Annotated in this window: 17 protein-coding genes; 8 read left to right on the forward strand and 9 right to left on the reverse strand. The window is 41.2% G+C overall.

Annotated elements, in window-relative coordinates; translation table 11 throughout:
• Positions 1-315 precede the first annotated feature (315 nt).
• Complete coding sequence (gene hrpA, locus CIK80_RS14335) at positions 316-4,545, forward strand: ATP-dependent RNA helicase HrpA (protein ID WP_095570651.1); 4,230 nt, start codon at positions 316-318, stop codon at positions 4,543-4,545.
• Positions 4,546-4,614: 69 nt separating this feature from the next.
• On the opposite strand, the gene CIK80_RS14340 is transcribed toward hrpA, so the two are convergent.
• Positions 4,615-4,944, reverse strand: a complete 330-nt coding sequence (locus CIK80_RS14340) for a hypothetical protein (RefSeq protein ID WP_131539980.1) — start codon at positions 4,942-4,944, stop codon at positions 4,615-4,617.
• 364 nt (positions 4,945-5,308) lie between these two features.
• Complete coding sequence (locus tag CIK80_RS14345) at positions 5,309-6,262, reverse strand: hypothetical protein (protein ID WP_095570580.1); 954 nt, start codon at positions 6,260-6,262, stop codon at positions 5,309-5,311.
• A gap of 367 nt (positions 6,263-6,629) precedes the next feature.
• On the opposite strand from CIK80_RS14345, the gene CIK80_RS14350 reads away from it, so the two are divergent.
• On the forward strand, positions 6,630-7,031 hold the full coding sequence (locus CIK80_RS14350; RefSeq protein WP_179288406.1) for a lysozyme inhibitor LprI family protein: 402 nt from the start codon (positions 6,630-6,632) through the stop codon (positions 7,029-7,031).
• Between the two features lie 191 nt (positions 7,032-7,222).
• On the opposite strand, the gene CIK80_RS14355 is transcribed toward CIK80_RS14350, so the two are convergent.
• Both CIK80_RS14355 and CIK80_RS14360 read right to left on the reverse strand, forming a co-directional pair.
• Entirely contained in the window at positions 7,223-7,681 is a 459-nt protein-coding gene (locus tag CIK80_RS14355; RefSeq protein WP_062845914.1) for a DMT family transporter, read from the reverse strand.
• An 8-nt stretch (positions 7,682-7,689) separates the two neighbouring features.
• The gene (locus tag CIK80_RS14360; RefSeq protein ID WP_062844639.1) at positions 7,690-8,124 is read right to left on the reverse strand and encodes a DMT family transporter; all 435 of its coding nucleotides are present in this window, start codon (positions 8,122-8,124) and stop codon (positions 7,690-7,692) included.
• Positions 8,125-8,221: 97 nt separating this feature from the next.
• On the opposite strand from CIK80_RS14360, the gene CIK80_RS14365 reads away from it, so the two are divergent.
• The gene (locus CIK80_RS14365) at positions 8,222-9,157 is read left to right on the forward strand and encodes a LysR family transcriptional regulator (RefSeq protein ID WP_095570582.1); all 936 of its coding nucleotides are present in this window, start codon (positions 8,222-8,224) and stop codon (positions 9,155-9,157) included.
• A 56-nt stretch (positions 9,158-9,213) separates the two neighbouring features.
• Here the strand turns inward: CIK80_RS14365 and CIK80_RS14370 are convergent, their stop codons facing one another.
• On the reverse strand, positions 9,214-10,146 hold the full coding sequence (locus CIK80_RS14370; RefSeq protein WP_095570583.1) for a DMT family transporter: 933 nt from the start codon (positions 10,144-10,146) through the stop codon (positions 9,214-9,216).
• Positions 10,147-10,398: 252 nt separating this feature from the next.
• Between CIK80_RS14370 and CIK80_RS14375 the strand changes: the two genes are divergently transcribed.
• Positions 10,399-11,082, forward strand: a complete 684-nt coding sequence (locus CIK80_RS14375; RefSeq protein WP_095570584.1) for a YetF domain-containing protein — start codon at positions 10,399-10,401, stop codon at positions 11,080-11,082.
• A gap of 91 nt (positions 11,083-11,173) precedes the next feature.
• Here the strand turns inward: CIK80_RS14375 and creD are convergent, their stop codons facing one another.
• The 4 genes from creD to pnuC form a co-directional block, all read right to left on the reverse strand.
• Positions 11,174-12,739 carry a cell envelope integrity protein CreD gene (gene creD, locus CIK80_RS14380; protein WP_095570585.1) on the reverse strand — a complete coding sequence of 522 codons (1,566 nt, stop codon included), beginning with the start codon at positions 12,737-12,739 and terminating at the stop codon, positions 11,174-11,176.
• A 138-nt stretch (positions 12,740-12,877) separates the two neighbouring features.
• Positions 12,878-13,402 (reverse strand): TIGR00645 family protein, encoded by a 525-nt coding sequence (locus tag CIK80_RS14385; RefSeq protein WP_062844634.1) that lies wholly within the window; start codon positions 13,400-13,402, stop codon positions 12,878-12,880.
• A gap of 60 nt (positions 13,403-13,462) precedes the next feature.
• Positions 13,463-14,059 carry an ATP-binding protein gene (locus CIK80_RS14390; protein ID WP_095570586.1) on the reverse strand — a complete coding sequence of 199 codons (597 nt, stop codon included), beginning with the start codon at positions 14,057-14,059 and terminating at the stop codon, positions 13,463-13,465.
• Entirely contained in the window at positions 14,010-14,753 is a 744-nt protein-coding gene (gene pnuC, locus CIK80_RS14395; protein ID WP_095570587.1) for a nicotinamide riboside transporter PnuC, read from the reverse strand. Before pnuC ends, CIK80_RS14390 begins: the two co-directional genes overlap by 50 nt.
• A 300-nt stretch (positions 14,754-15,053) precedes the next feature.
• Here pnuC and CIK80_RS14400 point away from each other — a divergent pair, with 300 nt between their 5' ends.
• From CIK80_RS14400 to lysS, 4 genes are all read left to right on the forward strand, one after another.
• Positions 15,054-16,199, forward strand: coding sequence for a beta-ketoacyl-ACP synthase III (locus CIK80_RS14400; protein ID WP_062844631.1), 1,146 nt, complete (start codon positions 15,054-15,056; stop codon positions 16,197-16,199).
• Between the two features lie 263 nt (positions 16,200-16,462).
• A complete protein-coding gene (gene prfA / locus CIK80_RS14405) occupies positions 16,463-17,554 on the forward strand; it encodes a peptide chain release factor 1 (protein ID WP_095570588.1) in 1,092 nt (363 codons plus the stop codon).
• 118 nt (positions 17,555-17,672) lie between these two features.
• The gene (locus CIK80_RS14410; protein WP_095570589.1) at positions 17,673-18,062 is read left to right on the forward strand and encodes a hypothetical protein; all 390 of its coding nucleotides are present in this window, start codon (positions 17,673-17,675) and stop codon (positions 18,060-18,062) included.
• Positions 18,063-18,113: 51 nt separating this feature from the next.
• Entirely contained in the window at positions 18,114-19,646 is a 1,533-nt protein-coding gene (gene lysS / locus CIK80_RS14415; protein ID WP_095570590.1) for a lysine--tRNA ligase, read from the forward strand.
• The last annotated feature ends 81 nt before the right edge of the window (positions 19,647-19,727 follow it).

A 19,727-nucleotide genomic window follows, 5' to 3' on the forward strand; every position in this document is an offset into this window, starting at 1 on the left:
GGTTTGAAAAACTTGATCAAAGAATTTATTAAGTGGGTTATTGTCGGTATTTGTATTGGGATAGTACTTTTCATCGTTTTAGTGTCTATATAACGTTAGGGCAGCAAAAACACATAAGAAGCCTGGGTTAATATTGCAAAGGTATTTCTAGCTTTAACCAAACACTATGTTCAACTTGAATCACACCTAGAATACCCCCATAATCTAATCACTTCTACATAATAAATAGCCTAAGTAAATATGCCCAATACTCCAAGAAATACAACTTTAGACGCCTATACTATAAATAATGATCAAGAAGACAGAAAATTGGTAATGCCAAACAATGAAGATTCAACTATCGTACCAGATAGTGAGAAAACATCTTCAATCGTTGATAGCACTGATTTACCAGTACTTGCAAAAGACAGCTATTATTTAAGCCGTCTAGAGCGAGAGTTGGCGCGTGCGGCAGTAAACAGTAGAAAATCAAAGAGTACAAATAGTGATAACGACCATAAGAATAATAAAGCTGAAGACGCACTCGCTAAAAAACGTACCCAATATGACAAAATAAAGAGCCGCTCACAGCAAATGGTGCAGGCTCGCATAGACAGTATTCCTGATGATTTACCTAACAAGTTAAACCTCGATTTACCCGTTAGTCAACGGGCTGAAGATTTGGTACAAGCCATTATTGATAATCAAGTTATCATCGTGGCGGGCGAAACGGGTTCTGGTAAAACAACACAGCTGCCTAAGCTTGCGATGCTGGCAGGTCGCGGCATTACAGGACAGATAGGGCACACGCAGCCACGAAGATTGGCAGCCCGCAGTGTAGCAAATCGTATCGCTGAAGAGTTGGGTGAGCAGTTAGGTAATACCGTCAGTTTTAAGATTCGGTTTAATGAGCAAGGATCAGCCCAATCCGTCGTCAAGCTTATGACCGATGGTATTTTGCTTGCGGAATTGGGGCATGATCGCTTCTTAAGTAAATACGATACGATTATTATCGATGAAGCGCATGAGCGCAGCTTAAATATTGACTTTATTATGGGTTATCTCAAAAAGATGCTGCCCAAGCGCCCTGATTTAAAAGTCATTATCACGTCAGCAACGCTCGATACCAAACGTTTTAGTGAATATTTTAGTCACTACGATGCCAAGCTGAAGCGCCAAGTCCCTGCACCAATTTTTAATGTCGAAGGACGTAGTTTTCCAGTAGAGGTTCGTTATCGTCCGCTCACAGATGAGCCTGTTACCAGCTCTGACGATGACAGCTATGATGATTTTGAAGATAACCTGCCACGTGCTGTCGTAGCAGCGGTCGATGAGTGCTTTAGTGATGCTCAAAACAAAGGCCATGCCGATCAAGCTGATATCTTGATCTTTGCAGCCACTGAAGCTGAGATTCGTGAGTTACAAGAAGTACTTGTACGTCATGCGCCCAAGCATACAGAAGTACTGCCACTATTTGCGCGGCAGACTTATGAAGAGCAGCAGCGTATTTTTCAGCCATCAGGCCGTGGTCGCCGTATCGTCATCGCCACCAACGTTGCCGAAACGGCATTGACGGTTCCCGGTATTCGTTATGTGATTGATTTGGGTTTCGCACGAATTTCGCGTTACTCGTATCGCTCGCGCGTGCAGCGTCTGCCGATTGAAGCGATTTCGCAAGCCGCTGCCAATCAGCGTAAAGGTCGCTGTGGTCGTGTTGCACCTGGTGTCTGTATCCGACTGTATAGTGAAGAAGATTTTAGTGGTCGTCCGGAGTTTACAGAGCCGGAGATTCTGCGAACCAACTTAGCATCTGTTATTTTACAGATGGCAAACCTGCGTCTGGGTAGCGTGGATGATTTTGCTTTTATCGAACCACCTGATAGTCGTCTAGTCACTGATGGTCATAAGCTACTTGATGAATTGGGTGCAATCACTGCCAAAAGTGAATCTGCTACCAATCAAACCAGTAAGCCAAAAGCCAAAAAAGGCATGGACCATCTCAATCTGACTCGTATCGGTCAGCAGATGGCACGTATGCCAATTGATCCAAGGCTAGCACGTATGTTAGTCGCTGGTTCTGATTTTGACTGTATTCGTGAGATGCTGATCGTGGTTGCCGCGCTCGCTGTACAAGATCCGCGCGAACGTCCTGCGAATAAACGCACGCAGGCTGATCAGAAGCATGCGGTTTTCCGTCAAGATGATTCTGATTTCTTGTTCTATTTGAGTCTATGGAAGGCTTTGTTTGAAAAAAATGAGGACGGCAATAAGCTGTCTGGTAATCAGCGTAAGCAATTTGCGAAGAAAAACTATCTTAGCTTCCCGCGTGTGCGCGAATGGCATCAGACGCATCGTCAATTGGTGCAAATGGTGACTGAACTTAAGCTGACCGATGTGAGTGACGCAAAAACTGCGGATCAAAACAATGCTAAAAGCACATCAATTGAAGCTGTTACCAGTGATCCCACTGCGATTGAGGATGAAGAACTTAAAGCGGTCAAATACGCCAACTTGCACCGAGCACTATTAACGGGCTTATTGTCAATTATCGCCCATAAAACCGAAAACCGTGGTGAGTATTTAGCGGCGCGTCAACAAAAAGCCAAAATTTTCCCAGCCAGTACCGTATTTAAACAAGTACCACCTTGGGTCATGGCATTTGAGATGGTTGAAACCTCGCAAGTCTTTATGCGAACGGTCGCTAAAATCGAACCTGAGTGGATTATCTCAGCGGCAGGCAACTTATTAAAATATCACTACTTTGAGCCGCATTGGTCGAAAAAGACAGGGCGTGTCAAAGCATATGCGCAGATCAGCTTGTTTGGTCTCATTATTATCAGCAAGCAGTTGACTAATTATGAGCAAGTCAACCTGAGCGAGTCGCGAGAAATTTTTATTCGCGATGGTCTAGTAACCGGTAATTTGGGTCGCGCTGCACCATTTTTACAACACAACATGGATAAAATCGCAGATATCGAGCGCATTGAAGATAAGTTGCGCCGCCGTGATTTGTTGGTTGATGAAGAGTCGCTTTATCAATTTTATGATAAAAAAATCCCAGCTCACATTGCCAGCCGTAAAGCTTTTGAAGACTGGCGTGCAGAGGTTGAAAAAACCGATAGCAAGCATCTGTTCTTCACGGATGACGACGTGCTAAATAGCCAAGCCCCAACGACGGGCGACTTTCCAGAAGTATGGAAATTGGGTGATTTAAAACTGCCACTGCGCTACGTCTTTGATCCTTCTAGTGATGATGATGGGGTGACTATTCGTGTGCCACTTGCGGCGTTGCCGCAGCTTGACGCGATTGAGCTACTATGGGGCGTACCCGGTTGGCGCTTTGAGTTGGTATTGCAGTTATTGAAGTCATTACCAAAAGACATCCGTCGTCAAATTGTACCCATTCCGGATACGGCTGACAGTCTATTTGATGAATTGCAGCCTACGGGTGGTCAAGGGCTGTTAAAGCAATTGTGCCAAGCGCTAAACCGTCGCGGCATCATGTCAGTGACGCCAGAGAGCTTCAATCCGTCGTCGATTGATCGTTATTTGCAGCCACAAATCAGTGTGGTCGATGATAAAAACCGTATCATCGAAAAGGGTCGCGATCTGCAAACGCTACAGATTCGTCATGCATCTGAGACCAGCCAAGCAGTAACCGAGCAGCAGGGCGTCCATACAGAGTTTCCGGCGCACTTTGCCTTTAGTAAGAATCATCACAGTGCAGGCGTGGTGATGAAGCAGTTTTCGGCATTGGTTGCTGATGAGGCAGGAGAAGCTGTATCGATTCATCAATATACAGACGTCAATGCAGCATTGCAGGCGCACCGCATCGGTGTTTTGACGTTAATAAAAGGCAAGCTTGGCGCAAAGAAAAAACAGCTAACCAGTCAAATAGATAAAATATTTAAACTGGCTTTTGCCCCGCTTGGCGACATGGAGAAGCTCAAAACCATTATTGTTGATGCTGCACTAGACGCCGCGCTCGAAGAACACTATGTACTATTTGATCACAGTACGGATATACCTGAAAGTGCCGATAGCATCGCTGTCGGTCTGAGCGAGGAGCTGCCGTTTACCTCCGAAGAGTATGAGAAAACATTAGATGTGGTGACAAATAACTTTTTATTGACGGGTCAAAGCGTGATAAAAACCCTTAAAAATGTCTATACCCGCTGGCAGCGTATTCGTCAGGGGTTGTTGATGCTGGATCGTGAGATATTTGGTGAGTCTATCGAAGATATTGAAGATCAGCTAGAAGATCTGCACTTGGCTGATTTTGTTTACCGGATGGATTACAGTCATTGGCAGCAATATCCGCGTTATCTTGAAGCCCTAGAGATTCGTCTTGAGCGACTCGAACACAATCTGGATGCTGATTTGGATGGGGTTTATGCGTTAGATCTACACATGGAGCGCTTGGCAGGACGTGCGGATAAGGAAGCTATTAGCGAATATCGCTGGATGGTGGAGGAGTATCGTATCCAGCTATTTGCTCAGCCGATGAAAACCCGTGTGGCAGTATCGCCGAAGCGCCTGAGCAAAATGTGGGACAAGGTGGGTTAAAAGCAGAAAGTATTTCCAATGTTTAGGCGGGATTAGCAATTGTTAATCCCGCCTTTTTATTTGAAAACATTAATGCCTAATATGCTCTGTCATTACACCCACGCTATAGCATATAAAGGCAATCACAGTTAATGCCACAATAAATGGTGTAAATACCCAAATAATAATATTAATCAACATCGAAAGTAATAAGCCGTCGAATAATACATTCTTTGATGTAAAAAAATCTGTAATCACATCGATAGCGCGCTTAGCAATAGGAAATAGTAAAGTACTAAGCGCCAGCATATAAAGATATTTGCTAAAGCTTGGGTCACTCATAACCACCATGAAGTAAAAAACTAAGAAAAAAGTGACACCTAATGCCCAGCATTTGAGAGTGTAGCTTAAATACATCATGGCGGTCCCTCCGTATTTCTTCTTATGAGCGTTCATAGAGAAAAGAGTACCTCTTTATATTCTAAATAATGAATATAATGTATGTTATATTATGAATTTATATATAGAGTCAATCGCTTTTGGATAGAAGATATAAGATAGGAGATAGAAGGTAATATCGAAGCATACTGAAGTAGTTTGTAGCGGTTGTCTTAGTGGGTAAAAAACATGTTGCATCGTTAATTGTATTTTTGATGCCAACAAGGTATACCAATGCGATATCGATATACTTAAGAAAGGTAATAAAAAATCCAGTGTTAGCGTCTTGAATCAAACGCTAACACTGGATTTATATACTTAGAATGGGCTTAGAGTAAATTTCTAATTAGCTTTCTAATTGATCAATCATGCCTTGATATTTTTCTTTTTTCTCAACGATCTTCTGACGCTCTTTCTTACTATTGGTATCTGACTGCCTATTGGTATCTGACTGCTCAGAATCTTCGGCTTTTTTATCGAATGCTTCCAGTTCAGCATCTACGCCATCTACAAGTTTATTCAGTAGCATAGCAACCGCTTTTTCAGAAACACCATATGTCATACCAGAAGCTTCAGACTTAAGATCATCTTTAAGTTTTGACGCCCATTGATAGATATTCGCGACAGTTGCACTGTACTTGTCGTCTTTATCTGATTTATCACTGTCTGATTTATTGTCTTCTGATGTGTCATCGTCTGATTTTTTGTCACTTGACTTTTTATCATCTGACTTACTTTTGTCAGACATAAAGTCATCTTTAAGCTTGGTAGCCCACTGATAAATATTAGCTATCGTTGTATTCTTATCATCTTCACTAGATTTGTCATCTTTGTTAGATTTGTCATCTTTGTTAGATTTGTCATCTTTGTTAGATGTGTCATCTTTGTTAGATTTATCATCTTCGCTAGATTTATCATCTTCGCTAGATTTATCATCTTCGCTAGATTTATCATCTTTACTAGACTTGTCATCTTTACTAGATTTATCGTCTTCGCTAGACTTATCGTCTTTGCTAGACTTATCGTCTTTGCTAGACTTATCGTCTTTGCTAGACTTATCGTCTTTGCTAGACTTATCGTCTTTGCTAGATTTGTCATCCTTATCAGACTTGCTGTCTTTGTTAGACGTATAATCTTTATCGAATAAATTATCTTTACTAGATTTATCGTCTTGATCAGAATGGTGGTCTTCTGAGATAACGTCGTCTCCTTTTAAAACCTCTACAGAGGTTACTGCATTGTTTGTAGGCGTATCTTCTGACTTATTCTCTACATTATTATTATGTGATTTGTTTGACATGATTTTTAGTCCTATTTATATTAATTATTGGAAGATTTGACACTTGATACTAAGCCAGTGAGTTTTTTTATTCAGTATATTAATGTAAATTTTTAGTATGAAATTTTACTTTTATTTCATGAATATTCATCAAATTGTCTCTATTCATAACAAAATTAGTTTGTACAAGGCACTATATAATAATTGCCAAAAAATCGTGATGCTTGAATATACAGGGGATAGCCGTGAATACTAATGAGCAGTGAGGCACTACAAGAGTGGCTGTGTGGCTTAAAATAGGTGAATGACGTTTCTTAACAGGACTCAATAAAAACCCAACGTTCTCTATGCTAGTATTTTCTGATTATGAATAACAATGAGGTGCTACATGAGAAAAATGACAAGTAATTTGAGAAAGCTGTCTGGTTTAACGTTGTTATCTGTCGGTCTGTTTGCTACGGCGCAAGCATCAGCTGCTAGTGCCTGTGATAATGCCAATACTCAGGCAGATATCAATAAATGCACGGCAACTGAGTTATCAACGGAAGACAGGAAATTGAATAAATCCTATAGTGATTTACAACGTCTGTTAGACGCTAGTGAAAAAAAGCAATTAAAGACAGCGCAGCTTGCATGGATTGACTTTAGAGATAAGGCCTGCAAGTTCTCAGCTCGTGGTTTTAGTGGAGGTAGTGCTTATCCAATGGCAAGCAATGGTTGCTTAGCAACTTATACGAAACAACGACGTGTACAGCTTGATGATGAAATTGCCAATATCAATAACAGATAATATAAACTAAAAAGGATGAACCACAACGGCTCATCCTTTTTAGTTTGGCTATTGTCAGTATTAGCGCAAAAATCCAATAACCACAAGCAATCAATAAAAAGTGATTAGAACATTATGACTGGATGTACCATGCTTGTTTTGGATTGACTATAACACCAACCATCTTAGGATTAGCACTTAACAAAGGGTAACTAAGCAGCTTTAGGTTCAGACTTATTACTAGAATAAATAAAATAAAGTGCAATTGCCAAACAAACCAAAGCAGCAATTCGACTACCCGAGAGTGTGATTACTTCATTACCTAACCAACCAAAATTATCAATCAGCACGCTCATACTAAGCTGACCAAAAATAACTGCAACAGTTGCTACCGCAGTACCAATACGCTGTACTGCAACTACCATAATGACAATATAAGGCACACCGCAAAGCGCACCAAGTAACTGCCATTTGGGCACGTCCATTAACGTGACTGAGTGGTTTGGTTCAAAGAAGAAAATAAGTAAAGCAGTAACTAGCGCGCCCACAGAAAAGGTGAGAAATGCGCTTTTGAATACGCCAACATTACCACCTAGACGACCATTTAAAGCCGCTTGAACACTTAAGGCAGCCCCGCCAATTATTGCCAATACGATCATTAATATAAGCATCATCTATTTTACCCCTTAGCCATAAAGAACAGTGCAGCAATGATAAAAACCAAGGCTATGATTCTTTTATTGTCTATTTTTCTTTCTGTGGTTCCAAATAGTCCATAATGATCGATGATCAGACTTTTTGAGATTTGGCCAGCAAGTATGCCAATCATTGTCATTGCAACGCCGATGACTGGTGTGACGACGGTTAAGACCACCACGTAAATAGGACCTAAAATTCCGCCAACGAGTAACAAAGGGGGTTGCGAGAAAAATGAAGGGCTATTGCGTGGACTAAAAAATAACATAAGAAAAAAAGTCAATGCTGCACCAACACCGAAAATACTCAATGTCGCCCACAATTCACCAACTTGACCCCCTAAAGGGCCCAGTAATCCCGCTTCAACGGATAACCCCATGCCGCCTAACACAACGATAAGTATCAATAATATTTGCATGAAAAAAATCCTTAATAAGCAATGGCGGTATTCTACAGGAGCTTATATTCATGAAAAACGCTATAATGTGGAAATGACCTTTGCATAAGTTGCACAAATGAATAACGTCGACAATATCAGCATAAAGACTTTGCATTTCTATATCAGTGTCTATAAAGCTCAGAGTTTTTCGGTGGTGGCTCGAAAAGAAGGGGTGTCTGCGTCTAAGGTCTCTCGTATTATCAAACAATTAGAAGATTCGTTGGGGCAACAGCTTTTTTATCGCAATACCCGTGCCGTCATTCCTACCGAAGCAGGACGCGTGTTTATGACCTACGCCCATGCTATGACAGAAAGTATGAGCATGGCACAAGAAGAGCTTCAGGATAGGACATTAGAACCAGGCGGCTTACTCAGAATCAATGCGCCAGTATTTTTTGGACAACGACACATCGCTCCCTGGTTGCCACAATTTAGCGCTCACTATCCTAAAGTACAAATAGATCTGACGTTAACTGATGACTTTATCGATCCTCATCATTATCCAACGGACGTTATTTTTAGAATTGGGACATTAAACGATTCGACTTTTCATGCGCGGATTTTTGGTGAGCAAACATATCATCTGGCAGCCACTCCTGAGTACATAAACCAGTACGGAAAGCTGCAATCGCCAACAGATTTAATTCATCATAAGGGGTTGGTTTATAAAGGGTCGTCGGGGCCGAATCGCTGGCTTTTCAAGACCAAGGGTGAGGATTGGACTTCCTGTTTAGCAACTGCTTTACTCATGTCCAATAACGCAGAGTCCTTATTGGTAACCGCATTACAAGGCATGGGGATCGTGCTTTTTCCTGACTGGCTGATTGGTGAGCATTTAAAGAGTGGTCAGTTGGTAAAGTTGTTGCCTGAATACACTGCTGCTGTGAAAACCACCACTCAGCACATCGCCGCTATTTATCCCAATACTCGTCATGTTTCTTTAAACGTGAGAACGTTAATCGATTACTTTGCAGAGGTCTACGGTGATCCCTTTTATTGGCAACTCAACTAATGATAAAAGTGAGTAAGTAAGCTAAAGACAAATCATGAATAGTGATATTGATGCCTTTAGCTTGATATTTTTGATGTCTTTTTACTTAAAGTAAATGTTAAAACGGCGCCTAAAATGACAGTGCTTGCTACCACGAATGGTAAGCTTAGCTGCTCAGATAAAAAGACCACACCCAGTATGGCTGCCAGTATCGGTACACATAATTGTACAATGGCTGCTTGTGTGTTTTTCAATAGTGGCATGGCTGTATACCAGATGCTATAGCCGATCCCAGATGCAATTGCGCCTGATGCGCCTGCCAGTAGTATTCCTTTGGTCGTGACATTGTTCAAATTGACAGTAGCGAGTCCCATATTGTCTAAGTAATACAGGCTTACCAATAATAGTATTGGAACCGCGATAAGGCTTCTGATGAAATTAAAACCAGTGGCTCGTAGTGGTGATACGCAAGTTTTGCCACGTATACTATATATACCCCAAGCGATACCACTGATCGTCATAAGTATGGCTGCCAATGGAGATGGTATTGCTGCTGACGGCAACATTAAATAAATGAATCCTGCTACTGCCACAATGAATGCTGCCCATTGTAATACGCTTAACTGCTCCTTTTTATAAATGCCCCAACCAATCATAGTGAGCTGAACCGCTGAAAACAAAATCAGTGCGCCAGTACCGGTATCTAATTCTACGTAAGCAATTGAAAAACATAACGCATAAACGACAAGGGCAACACTGCTTAACCAGCTGCCTTTATCGTTTAGTACGCGAAGTGTGTCACTGGATGTATCATGCATCTTACGCGCTTGACGTTGTAAGCGAGAGGCGTGCAGCACCATAATGATACCCAAACAACCAGCAGCACTCACTAAACGAACGATAGTGAAGCTCCATGCATCTATATAGCCATCTGCTAACGCCATTCTACAAAATAGAGAATTCGCCGCAAATGCGATTAAGGCAACAGTGGTATAAATCGTGGCTTTCAAAATAATTCCTACAATGATTACGTTGTTTTTCTAATAAAATAGCGATCAGAGAACGTGGTCGATCTGTCTTGTTTGAGCTGCATGATTGATTGTCTCATGACAGATTCAATCTTGTAACTCTTAAAACAACTAAGTCGCTTGAATGGTACGGGCGACTATTAGATTCATTGGTTCTATATGTGAGTAACTGATTAGAACCAATGACAATATTCAACTTAATACATTAAAAAATGATAAATAGGAAAGAGATATATGGATTGGGCAAGTATTTTTATTCATGACACCACTTGGGTGTTTGCCATTGAGATTTTAATACGTGTCGTAGTGATGTTTACACTGATTATTTCGTTTTTACGATTTACAGGTAAGCGCGGTGTTCGGCAGCTCTCTATTTTTGAGTTGACCATTATTTTGTCACTTGGCTCTATCGCAGGTGATCCCATGTTCACCGAGGATTTACCGATTATTCAAGCAGTCCTGATTATGAGTACCGTTATTGTACTTTATCGTGTATGCACTTGGGCAATGATGAGATTTAATCCTGTTGAAAATCTTTTGGAAGGTAAATCACTTTATATTGTAGAGGATGGTGTGCTGGTAATGGATAAGGTTAAGAAAGGCAAAATGTCACATGATGAGTTTTTTGCAGAAATGCGTCAGCAAGGCGTTGAACATTTAGGGCAGGTACGTACTGGATTGCTGGAAGCAGACGGTAATTTTAGCATATTGTTATATCAGCCTGAAAAAACGAGATATGGTATGCCGCTTTTTCCCAAAGAGTATCAAGCGGTCGAGCAAATAGAAGCAGGGACGTCTTATGCTTGTATGCATTGTGGCCATGTCGACCATATCACTGATGAAAACCAGCTGTGCGAGCGCTGTGAAAACAGTAGTAAAAACTGGGCCAAAGCTCTGAATTGCGAAATTGTTAGATAGTAACCTTATCGGGCAGTTCTAGGTGCGCTAATTGATTGACGCCAACGTAGAACTGCCCGATATGTCATTGTATTAGTATGTCCTCATTGTATTAGGCAATTTTATACCAATCGATTTTACGAGTCATTGCCATCACGCAGGCAAGAATGGCAAAGCAAAAAACAGCACCCAATAGTAGATTCATATCTTCTGTGGTTAAGATGCCAAAAAACGCTGCATATAATCCTGCCAACGTCCCTGTAAATATTGCTGCTCGTTTTATACCGCCTAAAACATAGTAGGTATACCAACCAATAAGCCCAACACAAGCACTAGCAGCAATGGCATAGGCTTTCCAAAATATGATTTGTTCTGCAAGTGGTAGTAGCAAGACATAAAAAACAAATAATGCGCAACCGACCAACAGATATTGGATAGGGTGAATACGGCTGGATTTAATCACTTCAAATAAGAAAAACGTGCCGAATGAGACGAGGATCAATAATAAGGCATATTTCATTGCTCGTTCTGTTTGTAAGTACACATCATTCGGCTCAGCAAAACTCACACCAAAGCTGTTTAAACTCACATCCCTAAAGCTATTAGGTACGGTGTCTGTGTCTGATATGGCAAGGTTTTCCTGCATTGTCATACTGGTATCAGAATTCATTGACGGGTAAGTACTATCAAGCGTTGCCCGACTTGTAATAGTACATTGGCTATTAGCAATGCTGGCACACTGCGATAAATTTTGATTATTGGCAATAGTCAGGTACTGATTTTGCCAGCTGGCCTCAAACCCCTTAGGGGTCAGTTTTTTGGTATTTGGCAACGCTTTACCGATAAAATTTGGCGTCAGCCAGTTACTACGCATTGTCAGGCCAAAGTTCTGTCCAGTCGGCACAGTATTTAGGTTGCTGATACCCGCTAATGGGAGATCGACCATAATATCAATGACCTGATTACGCTTTTCTGTGACACTTTTTTCTGAGCGAATCAAAACCTCTTGCGGAATAGCTACTTCCACGTAGGTTATATTTTTTATAATGGATATTTGCGGATAAGTCGCTTTGATTGGTTTTTTATCAATCGTCACTGTTGGCAAAGTAGCAAGGCCACGCAGATCTGATATGGGAATGATTAATTTTGCTTTATCCCAGTGAACCGTAGTTTTCTCTGGTTTTATTTTGCTTTCAGTGTTATCAGTGCTGGTTCGATCTAATTCTTGATTGGCTACGCTTGTCGATTCGCTCAAGTTTGTGATGGCTTCATCAAAAGTATGGTTTTGAAAAGTATAGTTTTGATCAAATGTCAGTGCCCCATTATAGCTGGTTGCATGATAAATACCGCGTTGGTAAGTATCCGTGCTAACGTCAAGATCTTGTGTCGCTTGGGTTTGATTAGCAAAAATGGTCTCGATCTTTGTATAAGAAGCCGCGCACTTACGATTCGTATCTGACGTTTCAGTCTGGCATTCGGGGGTGACCGTGGTAGGAATGGCAATGAATGGGGTAATGACTTCTTGCGGATTGACGTGCTGTTGCGCAATCTCTCTTACAACGGATTCTGCATAGGTTTGTCGCTCGTAAATAACGGAGCCAATCATACTAAGACCGATGGCAAAGATAAGGCAAAGCCCAGCAATAATAGCTAATTTGGTAAATAGTGTTTTTTGCATAAAAGCTCCTCATATGACTCTTTATTCCAAGACTGTCAATAAGGCAGTCGATAGGGTTAAAGAAATCATAGAGGGGCTATAAAGAAAAAAGATGTAAGAAGAGTGGAGAGTGTATGGAAAAATAAGCGCTAGTGTTTGCTAGTGCTTATTGGTATCGCCAACAATTTTGTCCATAATCGCAAACAGTAATCCGGACAAAACGAATGTCATATGAATAATGACTTTCCACATAAGTTTGTCTGCATCGCCTTCGCTCATACCACTTGTTATATCCATAAAAGATTTGAGAAGATCAATAGCAGAAATGGCGACAATAGCGCCGATGACTTTGAGCTTTAGCCCAGAAAAATCAACTTTTCCCATCCAACTAGGACGGTCATCGTGATCATTGGTATCGATTTTGGAGACAAAAATCTCATAACCGCTGAATATGATAATGAGTAATAAGCTTGCCACCAGTGAAATATCGACCAACACTAGTATGTCAACAATCACATTTGCTTCAGAAGCAACCAGAATATCTGCAAACATCCCCCAAAGCTTTTGGATGAACTTGATGAATAATAAAATAATTCCAAAAACTAAGCCTAAGTAAAAGGGTGCCAATATCCAGCGACTGTTAAAGATGGTTTTTTCTAAGTAACGTTCAATATTTTTTAGCATCGATATCTCTTAAGGTGCTTATAGATAAAATTACCAATTGTTTATGGGATAAAAAAACTTCTAATCATTGATTTCAGAAAGCCATGCTGCCACTTGCCGAACTCGTTCCTCTCTATCGCCACCAATATGGCGATAGGGCTTTTGATGACGAATTAACTGATTTTCAAAAAACGTACTTATTTCTTCGCGCTGATACGGGCTATCCCGTAAATCATCTGCTACCCACGGAACGTCCACGCTTGTGAGTAATATCAGATCATAATGATGTGCCAGTGCTGCTGTCGTTAACGCTTCAGGACAATCATCATAATACCAGTTGGAATAGACCATCAGTTCAAACAAACTGGTATCGCAAAATAAGTACCTAAGCTTGTCTGATGTGTACGCAGTTTGCTTGGCCAGTGTGTTTTCTAGTTTGATCTGACCTTGCGCAATAGGAAGCAAATCTTCCCATGTGCAAGTCAATTGCTCATCATTCCATTTTTTTTGTAGATAGGTGCGCATATACTCAGGTACCCACAGGCTACCAAAGTGCTCTGCCAAGTCACGGCATAACGTGGTCTTACCCGTACTTTCTGCCCCTAATATGGCAATGTTAATGACGGATTTAGGCGTATGCTGTGTGAGGTTGCATGCGATAGCGGCGCTGCCATTCATAGTAAGCCCAGATTGCGATGAGAGTGAAAACCACGTATTGGAACGCAGTGAAAGTAAGCCCTTTATAGAAGTATAAAGGTATTGAGATAGCGTCGGCCACGATCCACAGTAACCAGTGCTCAATCTTGCGTCGTGCCATCAGCCACATCGCCATCAAAAACAGCGCAGTGGTGAGCATATCGGTATAATCTACCCACGTAAATAAATATAAACCAAGCATGGCACCATCAAACCTAAAGCCATTATTAATGACAGGACGGAAGTAATAAACCAAAGCCACAAAAGCGATGGTAATGGTGGCTAATGCTGCCAATATAGGCACGTCTTTGATAGTTAAATGCTCGACTTGGATACTATGATTGGTATCAGCATTTTTTATTGACGCATCTTGTTGGCTCGTAGGATTGATGTGATCCTGCTTAGATTCTTTATTCTTTGTCCAATTTATCCAGCCATAAATACTCATGACGCTATAGTAAGCATTGATAAACATATCGCCAAACAACTGCCATTTCCATAACAAATAAACAAATATGGCTGTACTCACAAGACCAATAGGAAATACCAATATATTGGTTTTGCTGGCAAGTAGAACGCTTGCAATGCCGAATACAACAGCAATTAGCTCAAGTGCTATGAATACTGTAGAGTAGTCAGCATATTGACCAAATAACCAGCTTAAAAGTTCTACCATTAATCTTTCCAAAGATAAGTATCGAATGTCTTGAATCGTTTTTGATGCGGTTAAATTGCGATCAGCGTATAATCAAACGGCGCTGATTATATCGTAGCTATAATAAACTAAAAGTAATCTTTGCTTATTTTTCTCCACAACCAGATTATTTGTAACAAAGTATTAGAAATATAATAATATTCAGGCATAATAAGGGCACTGATTTTAAGTTTACATTTATTCACTGAAATCGAAAGACTGTGGTTTTTTTCACCTTTATACTTATACCAATCCCTAAAGTAGTAGACAAGGAAGCTTATCATGACGACTTGTATCACAGGCACGGGCCTGTATATTCCGCCGTATAGCATTAGCAATGAAGAGTTAGTAAATACATTTAACCAGTATGTTGATAATTATAATGCAAAGCATGCTGATGAGATAGCAGCAGAGACTGTTACAGCACTTCAGCATTCTTCAGCTGAGTTTATCGAAAAAGTATCTGGTATCAAATCGCGTTATGTGATGGAAAAAGAGGGTATTTTGAACCCTGAAATCATGGCACCAGTGATCGCTTATCGTAATTTAGGCGAAGAGTTGTCTGTGATGGCAGAAATGGGTGCGGCAGCCTTAAAAGACGCGCTTGCTGACGCTGGGTTAGAAGCGAATGACCTAGATGGTATCATCCTTGCTTGTTCGAGCTTTCAGCGCACTTATCCTGCTGTTGCCATCGAGATCCAAAATGAGATTGGTATGGTAGGCGGTTTCGCTTATGATATGAATGTGGCTTGTAGTGCTGCGACTTTTGGTCTCTCACAAGCACATGGTTCTATTGTCTCTGGTCTTGCCAAACGCGTCGCTGTGGTCAACGTTGAGATTACCTCAGCGCATTTGAACTGGCGTAACCGTGATAGCCACTTTATCTTTGGTGATGTTGCCACTGCTTCTATCGTTGAAGATTTGGATACACCGAAAGGGTATGAGATCCTTAACGCCAAGCTGTTTACAGAATTCTCGACCAATATTACCAATGAATATGGTTTTATGGATCGATCAGAGTATTTGGCAGCGCAAACAGAGATGTATCCAGATATCAAAGATCCTGTAACGCCCAAGCTATTTTTGCAAAATGGTCGCAAAGTATTTCGTGAAGTCTGTCCAAAGGTTTCGGAGATTATTACTGAGCATTTAAAAGAAAACAACTTGCCAACGTCTGATGTTAAGATGATGTGGTTACATCAAGCCAATGCCAATATGCTTGATCTTATCCTGAGAACTGTGATGGGTAAAGAGGCAGACAAATCTATCGTGCCAAGCGTCATTGCTGAATTCGCCAACACCAGCTCAGCCAGTCCTATGGTTGTATTCCATCGCTATAAAGATGAATTGGCATCAGGTGATTTGGGTGTTATTTGCTCATTTGGCGCAGGTTATTCAATCGGTTCGGTATTGGTTCGTAAAGTTTAATCTGTCATTCTGAATGTTTTTCTTGATAAAAATAGCTAAGAGTGCTCTTAGCTATTTTTTTATGCCTACGTTTTTGGCTTGGTATTTTTATAAACTACAAGATCAAAAATAGCGTCAGTATTCCAGTTTTTATAAAGCCATATTGTCAATGTTACGGCAAGATTGTCTAGAATAAGGCCAAGATTTCTGAGAGGTTTTAATTTACCCCAAAAAATTTGCTATAATCACGATCTTATTCCTCTCATCTAACTAAAAGTCCTTTTATGAAAGAATCCTTACGCCTGCGTTTAGACCAGATGGTAGACCGTTATGAAGAGGTCACCGCCTTATTATCAGATCCTAGCATCATCAGCGATAATAATAAGTTTCGTGAGCTATCTGTTGAGCATAGTGACTTGATGGATATCACTACTTTATGGCAAAACTATGTGCGTGCAGAAACCGATCAGGCTGACGCCGAGGCTATGCTAAAAGAAGCCTCAGATCCTGATATGAAAGAGATGATGCAAGAAGAGATTGATATTGCACGTGAAACCATTATAGAAATGGAAGAAGCACTCAATCTGATGATGCTGCCGAAAGATCCCAATGATAAAGTGCCAGCGTTCTTAGAGATTCGTGCTGGTACAGGTGGTGACGAAGCTGCTATTTTCTCTGGTGATTTGTTCCGTATGTACCAAAAATACGCACAGACGCAAGGTTGGACAGTAGAAGTATTGTCAGCCAATGAAGGCGAACACGGTGGTTATAAAGAAATCATTACTCGTGTATCTGGCAATAGCGTTTATGGTCGTTTGAAGTTTGAGTCTGGCGCTCACCGTGTACAACGTGTACCAGAGACCGAAAGCCAAGGCCGCGTGCATACGTCAGCTTGTACCGTTGCGGTCATGCCAGAAGTTGAAATTGATGATACCGTTGATATCAATCCTGCTGATATTAAAATGGATACTTTTCGCTCAAGTGGCGCGGGTGGTCAGCACGTTAACACCACCGACTCAGCTGTACGTTTGACGCATATTCCTACCGGTACCGTGGTAGAGTGTCAACAGGAGCGTAGCCAGCACAAAAACCGTGCACACGCGATGAAGATGCTGGTCTCTAAAATCCAGCAAGCCAAAGTACAAGCGCAGGTCGATGTGGCGGATTCTATACGTCGTGATTTGGTCGGTAGTGGCGATCGCTCGGAGCGTATCCGTACCTATAATTTTCCACAAGGCCGTATGACGGATCATCGTATCAACTTGACCTTGTATAAGCTTGATTCGATTATGGAAGGTGATTTAGATGAAATTCTTGATGCACTGTTACGTGAGCATCAAGCTGACTTGATGGCCAGTATTGGTGGCGAGCAATAGCGTTTTATAGTCAGTTTATTTTACATAAATTTTTTAGTAGATTGCCTATAATAGTAAGCAACTATGCCAAACTTGATTTTCCTATAAACAGATCCATATTTTAAATGTGAGAAAAATTATGAATAATCGCTTAGCTTTATTTTTTATGGGTTTGTTTTCTTTATTGTTTATATCTGCCTGTCAGACACCAGCAATGACAGAAGAACAAAATAATGCCAATTCTGCATCCAAAAGCGTAGAGATGCTGGCAAAAGAATGCCTTGCAAAAGGCGGTGAATACACCAAAGAAGGTCGCCTACAAGCATATCGATGTGTACAGCAGTTTTCAGATGCAGGAAAATCTTGTAGCGACAGCTCTGAGTGTCAAGGCAAATGTACCAATTCGGATACTGCTATTGAGGCTGGCACGGCAAACGTAAAAGGAACATGTGCCGCCAATGATACCCCTTTTGGTTGCCGTCAAACCATTGAAGGTGGCGTTGCTAAAGGATTTTTGTGTGTAGATTAATCTTATAAATTTTTAAATATAAAAACTAACTTATCAAAATTTGAGAGTGTTATGTCAAAAGCCAATAATCAAAATCAAGACCAAACTCCAGTACAAGATACCAATGAGCTGATTGCACAGCTGCAAGCCAAGCTAGACGATATCAGCGCGTCAGGTAAACAGCCGTATCCGAATACATTTAAACGCACGGATTATGCACAAGATTTACAAACGGCTTTTGATGGTGTCTCAAAACAAGAAATCGAAGAAAAGGCTGCTAATGGCGAAAAAATACAAGTAAACGTAGCGGGTCGCGTCATGCTAAATCGTGGATCGTTTATTGTGATCCAAGACATGACGAGTCGTATTCAGCTGTACGTTGCACGTAAAGAGCTTGATGATGAAACACGTGCGAGTATCAAGTCGCTAGATTTGGGCGATATCATTGGGGTGTCAGGTTATATCGGCCGCTCAGGAAAAGGCGACCTGTATGTGCATATTGAAACGCTTGAGCTGTTGACTAAGTCATTGCGCCCGATGCCAAACAAATTTCACGGTTTAGCAGACGTAGAAGCCCGTTATCGCAATCGTCATCTTGATTTAATGACCAACGAGACAACTCGCGATACTTTTATGATTCGCAGCCAAGTCATCAGTGGCATCCGTAAGTTCATGCTGAATGAGCGATTCATGGAAGTAGAAACGCCAATGATGCATCCTATTCCAGGCGGTGCAGTGGCGCGTCCGTTCGTAACGCATCATAATGCTTTAGACATGCCACTTTACTTGCGTATCGCTCCTGAGCTGTACTTAAAACGTTTGGTTGTTGGTGGTTTTGAGAGAGTGTTTGAGATCAATCGCAGTTTCCGTAACGAGGGTGTATCTACTCGTCACAATCCTGAATTTACGATGATTGAGTTTTATCAGGCTTATGCTGACCACCATGACTTAATGGATTTGACGGAACGCTTATTTAATGAATTGGCAATAGACATCTTAGGTACGACTGAGATTACATATCAAGAAGAAGCTATCAGTCTAAAAGCACCTTTTGCGCGTCTTTCTATGCCAGACGCCATTGCAAAATACGCAGAAAATTTTGATACAGCACGCATGAGTGATCGTGAGTATCTTGCTGAATACACCTCAACGGTTTTGAAGCAGCAAGTAAAAGAAGGTTTTGGTGTAGGCAAATTGCAAACGATTATCTTTGAAGAAACGGCTGAGCATCAATTGCGTCAGCCGACTTTTATCACCCAGTACCCAGCAGAAACCTCGCCATTGGCACGCCGTAATGATGACAATCCTGAAATTACAGATCGTTTTGAGTTGTTTATCGGTGGCCGTGAATTGGCAAATGGCTTTAGTGAGCTTAATGATCCAGCTGATCAGGCAGAGCGTTTCCGCGGTCAGGTTGCTGAAAAAGACGCGGGTGATGACGAAGCTATGCATTTTGATGAAGAGTATATCGAAGCCTTGTCTTATGGTTTACCACCAACAGCAGGTGAAGGCATTGGTATTGATCGCTTGGTGATGTTATTGACAGATTCTGCCAGTATTCGCGATGTGATTTTATTCCCACATATGCGCCGCAAAGTTGATTAATAATAAATATCTTTCTTTGTAACCAAGATCGGTTATTGAATATCTGATAAGCCTTTATTGAATCAGTAAGAAGCCAGACGT

It is taken from the genome of Psychrobacter sp. JB193 (genome assembly GCF_002285555.1).
GTDB lineage: Bacteria > Pseudomonadota > Gammaproteobacteria > Pseudomonadales > Moraxellaceae > Psychrobacter > Psychrobacter alimentarius.

What these genes read in the sequence shown, in the direction of transcription:
- creD (WP_095570585.1), bottom strand. Translation starts at nt 12,739, where the DNA reads ATGCAAAAAACACTATTTACCAAATTAGCTATTATTGCTGGGCTTTGC.
- CIK80_RS14355 (WP_062845914.1), bottom strand. Translation starts at nt 7,681, where the DNA reads ATGCTTATATTAATGATCGTATTGGCAATAATTGGCGGGGCTGCCTTA.
- CIK80_RS14350 (WP_179288406.1), top strand. Translation starts at nt 6,630, where the DNA reads ATGAGAAAAATGACAAGTAATTTGAGAAAGCTGTCTGGTTTAACGTTG.
- pnuC (WP_095570587.1), bottom strand. Translation starts at nt 14,753, where the DNA reads ATGGTAGAACTTTTAAGCTGGTTATTTGGTCAATATGCTGACTACTCT.
- CIK80_RS14410 (WP_095570589.1), top strand. Translation starts at nt 17,673, where the DNA reads ATGAATAATCGCTTAGCTTTATTTTTTATGGGTTTGTTTTCTTTATTG.
- CIK80_RS14340 (WP_131539980.1), bottom strand. Translation starts at nt 4,944, where the DNA reads ATGATGTATTTAAGCTACACTCTCAAATGCTGGGCATTAGGTGTCACT.
- CIK80_RS14390 (WP_095570586.1), bottom strand. Translation starts at nt 14,059, where the DNA reads ATGAATGGCAGCGCCGCTATCGCATGCAACCTCACACAGCATACGCCT.
- CIK80_RS14345 (WP_095570580.1), bottom strand. Translation starts at nt 6,262, where the DNA reads ATGTCAAACAAATCACATAATAATAATGTAGAGAATAAGTCAGAAGAT.
- lysS (WP_095570590.1), top strand. Translation starts at nt 18,114, where the DNA reads ATGTCAAAAGCCAATAATCAAAATCAAGACCAAACTCCAGTACAAGAT.
- CIK80_RS14360 (WP_062844639.1), bottom strand. Translation starts at nt 8,124, where the DNA reads ATGCAAATATTATTGATACTTATCGTTGTGTTAGGCGGCATGGGGTTA.
- hrpA (WP_095570651.1), top strand. Translation starts at nt 316, where the DNA reads ATGCCAAACAATGAAGATTCAACTATCGTACCAGATAGTGAGAAAACA.
- CIK80_RS14375 (WP_095570584.1), top strand. Translation starts at nt 10,399, where the DNA reads ATGGATTGGGCAAGTATTTTTATTCATGACACCACTTGGGTGTTTGCC.
- CIK80_RS14365 (WP_095570582.1), top strand. Translation starts at nt 8,222, where the DNA reads ATGAATAACGTCGACAATATCAGCATAAAGACTTTGCATTTCTATATC.
- prfA (WP_095570588.1), top strand. Translation starts at nt 16,463, where the DNA reads ATGAAAGAATCCTTACGCCTGCGTTTAGACCAGATGGTAGACCGTTAT.
- CIK80_RS14400 (WP_062844631.1), top strand. Translation starts at nt 15,054, where the DNA reads ATGACGACTTGTATCACAGGCACGGGCCTGTATATTCCGCCGTATAGC.
- CIK80_RS14385 (WP_062844634.1), bottom strand. Translation starts at nt 13,402, where the DNA reads ATGCTAAAAAATATTGAACGTTACTTAGAAAAAACCATCTTTAACAGT.